Here is a 13,554-nt window from a genome sequence, read left to right as displayed (position 1 = left end):
CGACCTCAAGGTCAATCTCCGTTCGCGACTGCGGGCTCGCAAACCCGGCTCACTTCTCGCGCAGCACTGCTAGGGCCTGTTTCATAAGAACTGGCCGGCCTCCGGCGGGCCCGGACGACGACCGGCGGCGTTGCGGTTTGGTCCGGATACGACACCGGTATCCGGACCAAACCGCGCCTTGCCGGGTCGCCGCCCGGACTCCGCCTCGGCTCGACCGCCCTCATAAAACAGGCCCTAGACCCGGTGCACCTTGTGCTGGGCGGCCTGTGCCCGGGGCCGGACCACCAGCCGGTCGATGTTGACGTGCTCGGGACGGGTGGCGCACCAGGCGATGCAGTCGGCGACGTCCTCGGCGACCAGTGGCCCCGGCACCCCTGCGTAGACGGCGGCTGCCCGTTCCGCGTCGCCCTCGAAGCGGACGAGCCCGAACTCGTCGGTCTTCACCATGCCCGGGTCGATCTCGATGACTCGCAGCGGCCGGCCACACAGCTCCAGGCGGAGCGTGCCGGCGATGGCGGTCTGCGCGTGCTTCGCGGCGGTGTAGCCGCCCCCACCCTCGTACACGGTCAGGCCGGCAGTGGAGGAGACCACCACGATGGTGCCGGAGCCGGAGGCTTCCAGCGCCGGCAGCAGCGCCTGGGTGACCCGCAGGGTGCCGAGTACGTTCACGTCGTACATCCACTGCCAGTCGGCGACCGAGCCGGACTCCACCGGGTCCAGCCCGCGCGCTCCGCCGGCGTTGTTGACCAGGAGCGTGACCGGCCCGGGTGCCTGGGCGGCGGCCTCGGCGAGCCGGGCCACCGACTCGTCCGAGGTGATGTCGCAGGTGACGGCGGTGGCCTGCCCGCCGGCGGCGGTGATCTCGGCGACCAGGTCGGTGAGCCGTTCGGCGCGGCGGGCGGCGGCGAGCACGTGGAACCCCTCGGCGGCGAGCCGGCGGGCGGTGGCCGCGCCGATCCCGCTGGACGCTCCGGTGACGATGGCGACTGAGGTCATCAGGCCATTGTCACAGCGGGCGTCCGACCCGCCCCGAGCGGGCGTACGGCGGCCATTGGCGGGCGTTCGGTGATGAGGTCCGTCACGCCGGGGGGCCGCGCCGGGGAATTTCCGACGCCCGATGGGGAAGATGACATCCGGCGTACAGGTTGACCGAGAAGCGCCGGTCGTGCGAGACGGCATCAACCGTGAAGAAGGAGCGGATGTGGCGGATATGCACACCGGTGTCGGGCGTCAGCGAGGTGCCCAGCCGTGGCCCCGGCCGCGCCGCATCGCCACCCTGTCGGTACACACCTCCCCCCTGCACCAGCCCGGCACGGGTGATGCCGGCGGAATGAACGTCTACATCCTCGAAGTGGCTCGGCGTCTCGCCGAGGCCAACGTGGAGGTGGAGATCTTCACCCGGGCCACCGCCGGTGACCTTCCCCCGGTGGTCGAGATGGCGCCCGGAGTGCAGGTTCGGCACATCACCTCCGGCCCCCTGGAGGGCCTCACCAAGGAGGAGCTGCCCGGTCAGCTCTGCGCCTTCACCGCGGGGGTGCTGCGCGCCGAGGCGTCCCGTCCGCCCGGCCACTACGACCTGATCCACTCCCACTACTGGCTCTCCGGCCAGGTCGGCTGGCTGGCCAAGGAGCGCTGGGGGGTGCCGCTGGTGCACACCGCGCACACCCTGGCGAAGGTCAAGAACGCCCAGCTCGCGGCCGGTGACCGGCCGGAGCCCAAGGCCCGGGTCATCGGCGAGGAACAGGTGGTCGCCGAGGCGGACCGGTTGGTCGCCAACACCCGGTTCGAGGCCAGCGACCTACTCGACCGGTACGACGCCGATCCGACCCGGGTGTCCGTCGTGCAGCCGGGTGTCGACCTGGCCCGGTTCCGGCCCGCGCCGGGCGACAGGTCCGCGGCGGCTCGCCAGACCCGTCGCCGGCTGGGACTTCCAGTCGACGGGTACGTGGTTGCCTTCGTCGGTCGGATCCAGCCGCTCAAGGCCCCCGACGTGCTGATCCGCGCGATCGCCGCGTTGCGTGAGCGCGATCCGGCGTTGGCCGATCAGGTGACGGTGGTGATCTGCGGCGGGCCCAGCGGCAGTGGGCTGGATCGGCCGACCGCCCTGATCGAGTTGGCCGCCAAGCTCGGGGTCAGCGACGGGGTGCGGTTCCTGCCGCCGCTCACCGGGGACGACCTTCCGGCCCTGTTCCGGGCGGCGGACCTGGTCGCGGTGCCGTCGCACAACGAATCGTTCGGGCTGGTCGCCCTGGAGGCGCAGGCCTGCGGTACGCCGGTGCTGGCCGCCGCCGTCGGAGGGCTGGTCACCGCCGTCCGGGACCAGGTCAGTGGGGTGCTGATCGACGGTCACGACCCGGTCGACTGGGCCCGTGCGATGGCTGACCTGCTGCCGAACCGGGCGCTGCGCTCGGTGCTGGCCCGAGGCGCCGAGCAGCACGCCCGGCACTTCTCCTGGGACCGTACGGTCGCCGGTCTGCTCGGGGTCTACGGCGAGGCGATCGCCGGGCACCGTGCCCGGCTCGCGGCCGACCTGGCGGGTGGCCCGGCGCTCTCCTGTTCCTGGTGACCCGGGGGCAGCCCGTCGTCACCCGGTGCGCGAGCCGGGTCGGTCGTAGAGTGGGTCCGGTGAGCCCGAAGAGCGATCTTGCGACCCTGATCGAGTCGGTCTGTGCCGAGCGGGACCTGGCCTGGGAGTCGACCGGCCCCGGCTCGTACGCGGTGACGCTGCCGGGCACCCACAAGCTCAAGACGATCTGCAACCTGATCGTCGGCGAGCACGCGCTGCGGATCGAAGCGTTCGTGATGCGTCAGCCGGACGAGCGCCGCGAGGAGCTGTGGGCCTGGCTGTTGCAGCGCAACGCCCGGATGTACGGGGTCTCCTTCTCCACCGACGCGGTCGGCGACGTGTACCTGACCGGTCGGGTCAACCCGGCCGGCGTGGACGCCGACGAGTTGGATCGACTGTTCGGCGCGGTGCTCACGTACGCCGACGAGTCGTTCGACACGATGCTGGAGATCGGCTTCGGCAGTTCGATCCGGCGGGAGTACGAGTGGCGGGTGAAGCGGGGCGAGTCGACAGCCAACCTGGCCGCCTTCGCCCACCTCTTCGAGCCCTCCGGCGCCGGCCCCGACCCGACCTGATCCCGGGCCCGCGCGCCGGCAAGCGGTGCCCGCGCCCGCGCCGCCCCCGCGCCCGCCCCCGCCGGAAGATCGTGCTCGAACCAGGAAGTAGTGGTGTCGCCGACGCGGCGATGCCACTCGATCCTGGATCCAGCACGACCATGGCGAGTTGACTGTGGTTCGGAGTGCTCCTGACGGGTATGCCGCACCGCGCGGTGCGGCAAGGGACCCCCGCGCGCCGATGACGGAGTGCCAAGGAGCGGAGCGTCCCATGGCTCAGCGGAACAGCTCAGGTCGCGGCGCGACTGCGACCAGGACCAAGCGACAGGCCGGCAACCAGACGCCGGGAACCCCCGGAGTCTCCGAGTCGGAGATTTCCCGGATGCGGGTGGACGACATCCGCGGGCAGTTGCGCAAACGCGGGGTCTCCGGGATCTCCGCACTGCGCAAGCCGGAGCTGGTGAAACAGTTGGTGCGCTCGATGCGGGCCGGCGCGGGTCGGAGCAGCACCGGCCCGTCGGGCCGGGCCGCCGGCACCAGGGCGTCGGCGGGTCGTGCCGCCGCCACCAAGAAGTCGGCGGCCAGGCCGGCGTCGAGCCGCGCGAAGGCCGCGCCGGCGAACAAGAGCGCGCCCGCGAAGCGGGCCGCCGCAACGAAGGCGACCGCCGGGCGGAAGTCGACGGCGGCGGCGAAGAGGGCGCCGGCGAAGAAGGCGACCGCCGCGAAGAGGACCACAGCGGCGACGTCGACGGCCGCCCGCAAGACCACGGCCGCGAGCAGGACCACCGCCGCCCGGAAGACCACCGCCGCCCGGAAGACCGCGGCGGCGCGGAAGACCACGGCGACGGCGCGTAAGACGGCGACGGCGCGTACGGCACCCGCGCGGAAGGCGCCGGCGAAGAAGGCACCGGCGCGGCCGGCGGCGAAGCGCGCGACACCGGCCAGGAGTGCGGCGGCGAAGCGCGCGACACCGGCGAAGAGCACGGCGGCGAAGCGTACGACGGCGAAGCGCACAGCACCGGCGAAGAGCACGGCGGCGAAGCGCACGTTGACGCCGTCGACCGGTGGCGCGATGGCGGCCGGCGGGATCCGGACCGGACGGGGTACAGGGCGGTCGGTCCGCAGTTCGCAGGTGATCTCGTCGATCAGTGACCGACCGGAGCGGCCGGGACGGAGTTTGATCACGGCGAACCACGAGGTGATCCAGCGGTGGGCCCGGGAACGCGGGGCCAGGCCGGCGACCATCGCCGGCACCGAGCGGGATGGCCGGGCGGGTGTGTTGACCTTCAACATTCCCGGATACCGGGAAAGCAGCCGGATTCGCGAGATCACCTGGGATGAGTGGTTCTACACGTTTGACCTGCGGCGGCTGAACCTGATTTATCAGGAGCAGTTGCGGAACGGCCGCCAGAGCAGCTTCTTCCGGACCGAGTCACCCGATCGGGAAGACGGTTGAGGTGTTTGCGGGAATGGCCGACGGGTACCCGGCTGTTGCCAACGGACGAGGCCGGAGCAGCGGATACTCGCCAGTTGTGACCGGCGAGACAGCCGTTCTGGGTTGAATCCAGAATCCGGGCGAACTAGCTTTATTGCACCGCGCCACGTTTGGAAACGTTCGGGGGAGCGGCGGATCGATCAGATCCGCGCACCAGACGAGGCGCGAGGGGACGGGTGGAATAACCGTTGGGGGACGGTTCCCACCTGTTTGGACCGGCGGCGTGAGCGGGCGATGCTTACGGGGGTGAGTGTTGCCCGCCGCCGCCGGCCCCGCCGGCGAGCGCCCACCACGACCTCAGGGACGTGGTGGGCGCTTTGCGTCGGTTAGCCGACCGGTACGCGGTCTGCGGGGGTCGTCGGCTCCGGGTCGGCGACCCGGCGCAGGGCGGCGACGTGCCGCTCCCGGGGTGGCCCGGCGAGCAGGTGTCCGAGCGCGGCCAGCAGACCCAGCCCGCCCACGATCAACCAGTGCCGGTCGCCCAGGTGCTGGAGGCTCACCCCGCCGAGGGTGGGCGCGACGAACGCCGCGGCTGGGAACGTCAGGTAGAAGACCGACTGGTAGCGCGCTCGTAGCTGCGGTGGAGCCAGGTCCGCGTTGATCTGCGCGTTGGGTGGGGCGGCGAGCATCGAGCCGACCGTCCAGATCACAGCGGCACCCAGGTAGATGGCGAGTTCGTCGGCGATGGCGAGCGCCCCGAACCCGAGCGCGAGCAGCGCCGTGGAGGCGGACAGCACCACGTGCTTGCGGTGCCTGTCGATCAGCCGGGGCACGAACAACTGCCCGACCACGATCAGCGCGCCGCCGAGCGCCACCACCAGCCCGTACGCCGATGGTCCGAGGCCGTCCGCGCGCATTGCCAGCGGCATGATGGTCGACGTCTGCATGGTGAGTACGGCGAGCACGAAGGTGAGCCCGACGAAGACCAGGAAGGTGCGGTCGGTGAGCGCCGTGTGCAGTCCGGGCCGACGGGCCCGGATGGATTTCGGTGCCGCGACTGTGACGGGCGGTGGGCCTGCCGCTGGTCGGGTCAGCCGCAGGGTTTCGGGCACCTTCCAGGCGATCACGGCGGCGGCGGTCAGTGTGGCGCCCGCGTCGACAAGGAACAGCGCGGTGAAGCTGGCCTCGGCCAGGACCCCGGCGAGCAGCGAGGCGACAGCCATGCCGAGGTTGAACGCCCAGAACTGAAGGTTGAACGCCCGCGAGCGGCGTTCGGCGGGCACCACGTCGACGATCGCCGCCACGAACGCCGGGCTGGGCATCGAGTGGACCACGCCGATCAGCGCGGAGAGCATCGCGATCAGCAGCAGGGGGCGGGTGAAGGCGAGCGCCACCATCAGGCCGACAGTGGCCAGGTGTGCGGCGAGCAGGGTCGCCCGGCGTCCCCACCGGTCGGCGAGCACCCCGCCGAGGAGCACTCCGGCCGCTCCGCCGGCCCCGTACGCGCCGACCACGGTGCCGGCCAGCCCTTCGCTCGCGCCGCGTACGTCGGTGAGGTAGAGCGAGAGGAACAGCATGGCGAACGCGCCGGCCCGGTTGATCAGCAGGCCGGCCCAGAGGTACCAGAAGGTGGCGGGTAGTCCGCCTGCGGTGTCGTGCCACCAGCGCCGCAGGGCGTGCACCCGGCCTCCCGACAGTTCAGGTTGTTAACTGTTTCCACTGCACAGTAGGAACTCCGGCACCGCCGCGCTACTCATTACGCCTCGGCGGGCTGTGGCGCACGGGACGCGGTGGTCGGTGCGAGTGCCTCACCGGAGCGGCGCAGCGCGGTCGCGCGCCGTTCCCGGGCCGGCCCGGACACCAGGTGGGCCACGGCGGTCAGGAGGCCGAGCGCGGCGCAGCCGTACCAGAGGGTGTCGTTACCGGCGTGCTCACGCACCAGGCCACCGAGGATCGGCGCGCTGGCCCCGGCGATCTGCCACGAGAGGGAGAACACGCCCTGATACCGACCGCGCAGTTCGGCCGGGGACAGTTCGGCGATCAGCGTGGAGTTGGAGGGCGAGTTCAGCATCTCGCCGACCGTCCAGATCAGCACCGTCAGCCCGTAGAACCACGGGGTGCCGGCGAACGCGGTCAGCCCGAATCCCACGCCCATCACCACGGATGCCAGCGCGAGCACGTGTGAGCGGCTCCGGCCCCGGATCAGTCGGGGCACGAAGAGCTGTCCGACCACGATGAGGATGCCGTTGAGCGCGATCACCGAGCCGTACGTGGCGGGGCTCAGGCCGTCGTCGCCCATCGCGATCGGCAGCATCGAGATGTGCTGGAGGAACACCAGCGCGGCGAACAGGTTGAGTGCCACGAAGCCGAGGTAGACCCGGTCGGTGAGGATCGTGCGCAGCGCGCCACGTGGAGCCGCCGCTGCCGTGACGTCGGCGGCCGGGCCGGCCTGTCGGGTCTCCGGCACCTTGCTGAAGATGATCAGCGCGGTGATCAGCATGGTGGCCGCGTCGACCACGAACAGCAGCAGGTAGTCGGCCTGGGCGGCGAGGCCGGCGAGGACGGCGGCGCAGGCGAAGCCGAGGTTGATCGCCCAGTAGTTGAGCGAGAAGGCGCGAAGCCGGTCCTTCGCCGGCACCACGTCGATCATCATCGCCCCGAACGCGGGCCGGGCCGCCTCGGCGAACATGCCGAGCAGCAGCGCGCCCAGCGCCACCGCCCAGAGATCCCGGGCCAGCCCGAGCCCGAGCATCATGACCGCCGCGCCCACGTGGGCGGTGAGCAGTGTCGGCCGGCGGCCCCACCGGTCGGCCAGAGTGCCGCCGGCGGTCGTGCCGAACGCCCCGCCAACGCCCCAGAGGCCGATCACCAGGCCGGCCTGCGAGGCCGAGAAGCCACGTTCCTGAGTCAGGTAGATGGCGAGGAAGACGAGGACGAACGAGCCGAGTCGGTTGATCAGAGTGCCGGACCACAGGTACCAGAAGGTGGTCGGTAGGCCGCCGGTGGTGTCCCGGAACCAACTCCGCATCGTCCGCATATGGCGCCCCGCTTGCAAGTAATGACCGATGTGACTGGCGTGCCTTACAACCCTAGTGGCGGCCGGATCCGCTGGTCATCAGCTTTTTCACGTGGTGGTCGTCACGACGGCTGCCCGCGTGTCCGCCGGGCGGTTGAGGCAGGATGATCCGCATGACTGCGAGCGAAGGGCCCACCGTCGGGACGCTGGTCCTGCTGCGACACGGTGAGAGCGACTGGAATGCCAAGAACCTCTTCACCGGCTGGGTGGACGTCGACCTGACCGAGAAGGGCGAGGGCGAGGCGCGGCGCGGCGGCGAGTTGATGCGCGAGCACAGCCTGCTGCCGGACGTCGTGCACACCAGCGTGATGCGCCGTGCGATCCGCACCGCCGAGCTGGCGCTCAACGCCGCCGACCGGCACTGGATCGCCGTGCGCCGGTCGTGGCGGCTCAATGAGCGCCACTACGGCGCCCTGCAGGGCAAGGACAAGAAGCAGACCCTCGACGAGTACGGCGAGGAGCAGTTCATGCTCTGGCGCCGGTCGTACGACACGCCACCGCCGCCCATCGACGACAACGACGAGTGGTCGCAGGTGGGTGACCCGCGCTACGCGCTGCTGCCGACCGAGCTGATGCCGCGCACCGAGTGCCTCAAGGACGTCGTCGACCGGATGCTGCCCTACTGGTACGACTCGATCGTGCCGGACATCCTGGCCGGCCGGACGGTGCTGGTGGCCGCGCACGGCAACTCGCTGCGCGCCCTCGTCAAGCACCTCGACCAGATCTCCGACGAGGCGATCGCCAAGCTGAACATCCCGACGGGCATCCCGCTGCGCTACGACCTCGACCCGCAGCTGCGCCCGCTCACCCTGGGCGGCACCTACCTCGACCCGACCGCTGCGAAGGCAGCCGCCGCGGCGGTGGCCAACCAGGGGCGCTGAGCCACCAGAAGAGGGGGCCCCTCGTCATCGCGGGAAGCGATGGCGAGGGGCCCTTTCCCTGCCGGTCAGTTGCCGCTGGGCGCGCTCTCCCCGGTGATCAGGTAGATCACGTGCTCGCCGGCGTTTACCGCGTGGTCGGCGAAGCGCTCGTAGAAGCGGCCCAGCAGGGTGGCGTCGATGGCCGTCTCCACCCCGTACGGCCAGTCGTCACCGAGCAGCACGGCGAACAGGTTCTTGTGCAGCTCGTCCATGGCGTCGTCGTCGCGGTCCAGTTCGCCGGCGAGGTCGGCGTCGGGCTTCGCCAGCACCGAACCGATCTTCACGGCCATCCGGTCGGCGATCTCGGACATCTCGGTGAAGACCGTCCGCAGCTCGGCCGGGACGGCGGGGGAGGGGTGCCGGCGCAGCGCTGTCTTCGCCACGTGCTCGGCGAGGTCGCCCATCCGCTCCAGATCGGCTGCCACGTGCAGCGCGGTGATCATCGCCCGGAGGTCGGAGGCGACCGGCGCCTGTCGGGCGAGCAGGTCACAGACCCGCTCCTCGACGTGCCGGTAGAGGTCGTCGATCTCGGCGTCCCGCTCGATGACCGTCTCGGCGGCCTGCCGGTCGGCGGTGAGCAGGGCCCGGGTGGCCTGGCGCATGGCGGCGCGGACGCCCTCCGCCATGTCCACCAGCAGTTGGCTGACGATCTGGAGGTCGGCCCGGAACTCGTCGCGCATCATCACGTCCTGTGGTCGGTCGCCGCCGACGGGTGCCGGCGCAGGGGGTTGAGCAGGTGCGACGCCAACGGTAGGGCGCGTGGACGGATCCCGGATGAACCACGGTGAACGACGCCAGACGTGGGGGTGAACACTTCCGTAAGTGAGGGTAGTTCGTCCCGTTCTGTGTGGTAGCCAGGTTAACAATGACCCTACGATCGCCGGGTGGAGTGGGCGGTGGCGGTCGTGGTGGCCCTGGCGTTGGTGGCCGGGATGGCCGCCGGTCTGCTGCTGCCCCGGTTCCTGCCGAGGCGGAACGGTCACTCCACGTCGACGGGGAGCGTCAGCTTCCGCTGGAGCAGGGGGAGGCCCGCGATAGCCGACGAGCAGCAGGCCGGGCTCGGCCGCCGGACGATCGACTCACTCCGGGCCGGTGTCGTGGTTCTGGACAACGACGACGTCCCCGTGCTGATCAACCCGGCCGCCCGCGCGATGGGGCTGCTGCGCACCGGCAGCACCCCCGGCTCAATCGCCGCGCACCCGCTGATCCGTACCCTTGCCGGCCAGGTACGACGCACCGGCGTGCGACGCGAGATCGAGCTGGACCTGCCCCGAGGTCGCGACAGCGCGGGGGAGAACCCGCTCGGCGTGCACCTGCGGGCGATGGGTCTCGGCAACGGCTTCATCGCGGTCGAGGCGGTCGACGTGACCGAGTCGCACCGGCTGACCCGGGTACGACGCGACTTCGTGGCCAACGTGAGTCACGAGTTGAAGACCCCGATCGGGGCCCTGCAACTGCTCGCCGAGGCCTTGCTGGACGCCACCGAGCCGGCCGACGCCGCTGCGCCCGACCTCTCCGAGGACCTGGTGGCCGCCCGCCGGTTCGCGGAACGGATCCAGCACGAATCGACCCGGCTGGGTCGGCTGGTGCAGGAGTTGCTGGAGCTGACCCGGTTGCAGGGGGCTGAGCCACAGCCGCCACCGGAGCCGGTCGCCCTGGACTGGGTGATCGCCGAGGTGGTCGACCGGACCCGCACCACTGCCTCCGCCCGCGGTGTCACAGTGACAGTGGAAGGGGCGCGTGGGCTCACCGCGTACGGCAGCGACTCCCAGCTCGCCACTGCTGTGGCGAACCTGGTGGAGAACGCGATCAACTATTCGGGCGAGGACACCACGGTGCGGGTGACCCTCAGCGGCGACGACGAGCACGTCGAGGTCGCCGTCGCCGACCAGGGCATCGGTATCGCCCCCACCGACGTGGACCGGGTCTTCGAGCGGTTCTACCGGGCCGACCAGGCCCGCTCGCGTGCCACCGGCGGCACCGGGCTCGGCCTGGCGATCGTGAAACACATTGCGAGCAACCATGGCGGACGGGTCGAGGTGTCGAGCACTCTTGGTGGTGGATCGACGTTCACCCTCCGGCTGCCCGCCAGTCCACCGGACGACCTCCTGGCGACACTGCCGCCGGTTGGGATCGAGTCCGGTCCGACTGGGCTACGGCAGGTCTGACAGCAGATGGAAAGGAAATCCCCGTTGAGCCGCGTTCTGGTGGTCGAGGACGAGGAGTCGTTCTCCGACGCCTTGTCGTACATGCTCCGTAAGGAGGGCTTTGAGGTTTCGGTCGCCGCGACCGGCACCGACGCCCTCACCGAGTTCGACCGGACCGGCGCCGACATCGTGCTGCTCGACCTGATGTTGCCGGAGATGTCAGGGACCGAGGTCTGCCGGCAGTTGCGGCAGCGCTCCGCCGTTCCGATCATCATGGTCACCGCCCGCGACAGCGAGATCGACAAGGTGGTCGGGCTGGAGATCGGCGCCGACGACTACGTCACGAAGCCGTACTCGCCGCGGGAACTGGTCGCCCGGATCCGGGCGGTGCTGCGCCGGCAGAGCCCGGAGGTGGCCGAGGCGGGTGCGCCGACGCTGGCCGCCGGGCCGGTGCGGATGGACATCGAGCGGCACGTGGTGACAGTCGACGGCGGGGCCGTGCAGCTGCCGCTGAAGGAATTCGAGCTGCTGGAGCTGCTGCTGCGCAACGCGGGCCGGGTGCTGACCCGTGGCCAGCTCATCGACCGGGTCTGGGGCGCCGACTACGTCGGTGACACCAAGACGCTTGACGTGCACGTCAAGCGGCTGCGCTCCAAGATCGAGCCGGAGCCGTCGGCGCCGCGCTTCATCGTCACAGTGCGGGGTCTGGGCTACAAGTTCGAGCCGTGATCGGCGTACCCGAAGGGGGTCTGCGCTCGGCGCAGGCCCCCTTTCGGGCTGTCCGCCCTTGCTCAGGCGAGCACGTTCAGAGAGCTGAACCACCTGCCCGCCGGGGGAAGCGAGTTCGTTGGTGCGGTCCTTTGGAGCTGATGCCGTAAGCGAGTCATCCAGCGACGTCGTAGCGCCGATGCCGTAAACGAGTCAGCTCCAAAGGAGTTCCACCCGAGGCCCCCGGCTCTTTGTCTGCGGCCGTTGCAGCGCTGCTTTCTCGCCGCCGATCGCTAGACCTCGTCTGCGGGGTGCGGGGCGATCATGCCCTGCTTCGTCCTGGTCGCGCACAGCTCGGCCAGCCGCTCGTAGGCGGCAGCGCCGATCAGCGCGGTCAGCTCCGGCCCGTACGACAGGTACATCGGCTCGGTGCCGACGTGGGCGTCCGTCGAGGAGGTGCACCACCAGTCCAGGTCGTGCCCGCCGGCTCCCCAACCCCGCCGGTCGAACTCGGACAGGGTGGAGACCAGCACCTTGCTGTTGTCCGGCCGCTTGACCCAGTCCTGATCGCGGCGGATCGGCAGCTGCCAACAGACGTCCGGCTTGTATTCCAACGGGTGCACCCCGTCGCGCAGCGCTTGGGCGTGCAGGGCGCAACCGCCACCGCCGGCGAAGTCGGCGTCGTTGAGGAACACGCACGGACCGTCGGGGCCCTGGGTGGCGGTGCGGCGGGCCGGGTTCTTGCCGTCGATGGTGTCCTCGTCGGTCCAGTTCTTGAACCCGCGCCGGAAATGCTGCCAGGTCGACGGGCTGAGCCGCTTGACGGCGTTGCGGACCCGCTTCTCGTCGTCCGAGTCGGTGAAGAACGCCCCGTGCGAGCAGCAACCGTCGGCGGCCCGGCCGGCGATGATGCCGTGGCAGCCCTTGCCGAAGATGCAGGTCCAGCGGGAGAGCAGCCAGGTCAGGTCGGCCCGGATCAGGTGCGTCTCGTCGGCCGGGTCGGTGAACTCGATCCACTCCCGAGGGAAGTCCAGGGGCACCTCGCGACTGCGCGGGTCACCCGGGTCGTCCACCAGCACACGGAGCTCCATCGTCACTCGGCCCAGCGTACGCGCGGTGACGTCCGCAGGCCGGTGAGCCGCGCAAACGTGTTGCGCCTAGGGTCTTCAGCATGCGACTGGGTGTCCTCGACGTCGGATCCAACACGGTGCATCTCCTTGTGGTGGACGCGCACCACGGCGCGCACCCGTGGCCGGCGCACTCCGAGAAGGTGGTGCTCCGGCTGGCCGAGCAGATCGGCCCCGACGGCGCGCTGACCGAGGCGGGGGCGGACGGCCTGGTCAAGGCGGTGGGCATGGCCAAGGCGGCGGCCACCGGGTTGGCGGCCGACGACCTGATCGCTTTCGCCACGTCCGCGGTGCGCGATGCCACAAACGCGGCCGAGGTGCTGGCCCGGGTCCGGGACGAGACCGGCGTACGCCTTGCGGTGCTCTCCGGGGCGGACGAGGCGCGGATGACGTTCCTGGCCGTACGGCGGTGGTTCGGCTGGTCGGCGGGCCGGCTGCTGGTGCTGGACATCGGTGGCGGCTCGTTGGAGATCGCCGCCGGCATCGACGAGGACCCGGACGTGGCGGTCTCCCTGCCACTCGGAGCCGGTCGACTGACCCGCGAGCGGCTGGGGGTCGATCCGGCCAGTGCGGCCCCGCCGTCGGCGGAGGCCGTCGACAAGCTCCGGGAGTACGTGGACGGCCGGCTGGACAAGGTCGTCGACCAGATGACCGAGGTGGGCTGGGGTCGGGCGGTGGCCACCTCGAAGACGTTCCGGACCCTGGCCCGACTGGCCGGGGCGGCCCCGTCCGGTTCCGGGCTGTGGGTGCGACGCAGCCTGACCCGGGCCGGCTTGCGGCAGGTCATCAGTTTCATCCGGCACATCCCACCGGCGCAGTTGATGGAGCTGGAGGGGGTCAGCGCGGGTCGGGCCCACCAGTTGCTGGCCGGTGCGGTGGTCGCCGAGGCGGTGATGCGCCGCCTGGATCTGGACTCGCTGGACATCTGCCCTTGGGCGCTGCGGGAGGGTGTCATCCTCCGCCGACTCGATCAGCTGGAGCCGATCTGATCAGGTGGCCGTTTCCGGTCGGTTTGCCGGCG

At 70.9% G+C, this 13,554-nt stretch carries 12 protein-coding genes; 7 read left to right on the top strand and 5 right to left on the bottom strand.

Annotation, left to right across the window (positions count from 1 at the left end; genetic code table 11):
- Positions 1–234: 234 nt before the first annotated feature.
- Positions 235–996, bottom strand: a complete 762-nt coding sequence (locus tag AB0K35_RS07135; protein ID WP_238666956.1) for an SDR family oxidoreductase — start codon at positions 994–996, stop codon at positions 235–237.
- 205 nt (positions 997–1,201) lie between these two features.
- On the opposite strand from AB0K35_RS07135, the gene mshA reads away from it, so the two are divergent.
- The 3 genes from mshA to AB0K35_RS07120 all read left to right on the top strand — a co-directional run bounded on the left by mshA (position 1,202) and on the right by AB0K35_RS07120 (position 4,576).
- Positions 1,202–2,566 carry a D-inositol-3-phosphate glycosyltransferase gene (mshA, locus tag AB0K35_RS07130; RefSeq protein ID WP_238666955.1) on the top strand — a complete coding sequence of 455 codons (1,365 nt, stop codon included), beginning with the start codon at positions 1,202–1,204 and terminating at the stop codon, positions 2,564–2,566.
- A 59-nt stretch (positions 2,567–2,625) separates the two neighbouring features.
- Complete coding sequence (locus tag AB0K35_RS07125; RefSeq protein WP_112605262.1) at positions 2,626–3,141, top strand: YbjN domain-containing protein; 516 nt, start codon at positions 2,626–2,628, stop codon at positions 3,139–3,141.
- A 460-nt stretch (positions 3,142–3,601) separates the two neighbouring features.
- Positions 3,602–4,576: a hypothetical protein gene (locus AB0K35_RS07120; RefSeq protein ID WP_363884503.1), complete on the top strand. Its 975-nt coding sequence runs from the start codon at positions 3,602–3,604 to the stop codon at positions 4,574–4,576.
- 365 nt (positions 4,577–4,941) lie between these two features.
- On the opposite strand, the gene AB0K35_RS07115 is transcribed toward AB0K35_RS07120, so the two are convergent.
- The gene (locus AB0K35_RS07115; protein WP_363884169.1) at positions 4,942–6,237 is read right to left on the bottom strand and encodes an MFS transporter; all 1,296 of its coding nucleotides are present in this window, start codon (positions 6,235–6,237) and stop codon (positions 4,942–4,944) included.
- A 74-nt stretch (positions 6,238–6,311) separates the two neighbouring features.
- Positions 6,312–7,592, bottom strand: a complete 1,281-nt coding sequence (locus AB0K35_RS07110; RefSeq protein ID WP_357364313.1) for an MFS transporter — start codon at positions 7,590–7,592, stop codon at positions 6,312–6,314.
- A 152-nt stretch (positions 7,593–7,744) separates the two neighbouring features.
- On the opposite strand from AB0K35_RS07110, the gene AB0K35_RS07105 reads away from it, so the two are divergent.
- Positions 7,745–8,512: a phosphoglyceromutase gene (locus tag AB0K35_RS07105; protein WP_124817985.1), complete on the top strand. Its 768-nt coding sequence runs from the start codon at positions 7,745–7,747 to the stop codon at positions 8,510–8,512.
- A 65-nt stretch (positions 8,513–8,577) separates the two neighbouring features.
- Here AB0K35_RS07105 and phoU read toward each other — a convergent pair whose 3' ends face one another.
- Positions 8,578–9,231 carry a phosphate signaling complex protein PhoU gene (phoU, locus tag AB0K35_RS07100; protein ID WP_238666950.1) on the bottom strand — a complete coding sequence of 218 codons (654 nt, stop codon included), beginning with the start codon at positions 9,229–9,231 and terminating at the stop codon, positions 8,578–8,580.
- A 204-nt stretch (positions 9,232–9,435) separates the two neighbouring features.
- On the opposite strand from phoU, the gene AB0K35_RS07095 reads away from it, so the two are divergent.
- Together AB0K35_RS07095 and AB0K35_RS07090 are read left to right on the top strand one after the other, a co-directional pair.
- Positions 9,436–10,719, top strand: a complete 1,284-nt coding sequence (locus tag AB0K35_RS07095) for an ATP-binding protein (protein ID WP_238666949.1) — start codon at positions 9,436–9,438, stop codon at positions 10,717–10,719.
- Positions 10,720–10,743: 24 nt separating this feature from the next.
- Entirely contained in the window at positions 10,744–11,427 is a 684-nt protein-coding gene (locus AB0K35_RS07090; protein WP_030329696.1) for a response regulator transcription factor, read from the top strand.
- A gap of 272 nt (positions 11,428–11,699) precedes the next feature.
- Here AB0K35_RS07090 and AB0K35_RS07085 read toward each other — a convergent pair whose 3' ends face one another.
- Positions 11,700–12,497 (bottom strand): hypothetical protein, encoded by a 798-nt coding sequence (locus tag AB0K35_RS07085; protein ID WP_363884501.1) that lies wholly within the window; start codon positions 12,495–12,497, stop codon positions 11,700–11,702.
- 80 nt (positions 12,498–12,577) lie between these two features.
- Here AB0K35_RS07085 and AB0K35_RS07080 point away from each other — a divergent pair, with 80 nt between their 5' ends.
- The gene (locus AB0K35_RS07080) at positions 12,578–13,522 is read left to right on the top strand and encodes a Ppx/GppA phosphatase family protein (protein ID WP_238666948.1); all 945 of its coding nucleotides are present in this window, start codon (positions 12,578–12,580) and stop codon (positions 13,520–13,522) included.
- The last annotated feature ends 32 nt before the right edge of the window (positions 13,523–13,554 follow it).

Source organism: Micromonospora sp. NPDC053740 (assembly GCF_040677775.1).
GTDB classification, from domain to species: Bacteria; Actinomycetota; Actinomycetes; order Mycobacteriales; family Micromonosporaceae; genus Micromonospora; species Micromonospora alfalfae.
Note: the sequence above shows the minus strand (reverse complement) of the source record. Positions and strands in the feature narration are given on the sequence as shown.

Coding starts and splice junctions, on each gene's coding strand:
- AB0K35_RS07135 (WP_238666956.1), bottom strand. CDS start 996: ATGACCTCAGTCGCCATCGTCACCGGAGCGTCCAGCGGGATCGGCGCG.
- AB0K35_RS07120 (WP_363884503.1), top strand. CDS start 3,602: ATGCGGGCCGGCGCGGGTCGGAGCAGCACCGGCCCGTCGGGCCGGGCC.
- AB0K35_RS07110 (WP_357364313.1), bottom strand. CDS start 7,592: ATGCGGACGATGCGGAGTTGGTTCCGGGACACCACCGGCGGCCTACCG.
- AB0K35_RS07105 (WP_124817985.1), top strand. CDS start 7,745: ATGACTGCGAGCGAAGGGCCCACCGTCGGGACGCTGGTCCTGCTGCGA.
- phoU (WP_238666950.1), bottom strand. CDS start 9,231: ATGCGCGACGAGTTCCGGGCCGACCTCCAGATCGTCAGCCAACTGCTG.
- AB0K35_RS07085 (WP_363884501.1), bottom strand. CDS start 12,497: ATGGAGCTCCGTGTGCTGGTGGACGACCCGGGTGACCCGCGCAGTCGC.
- AB0K35_RS07080 (WP_238666948.1), top strand. CDS start 12,578: ATGCGACTGGGTGTCCTCGACGTCGGATCCAACACGGTGCATCTCCTT.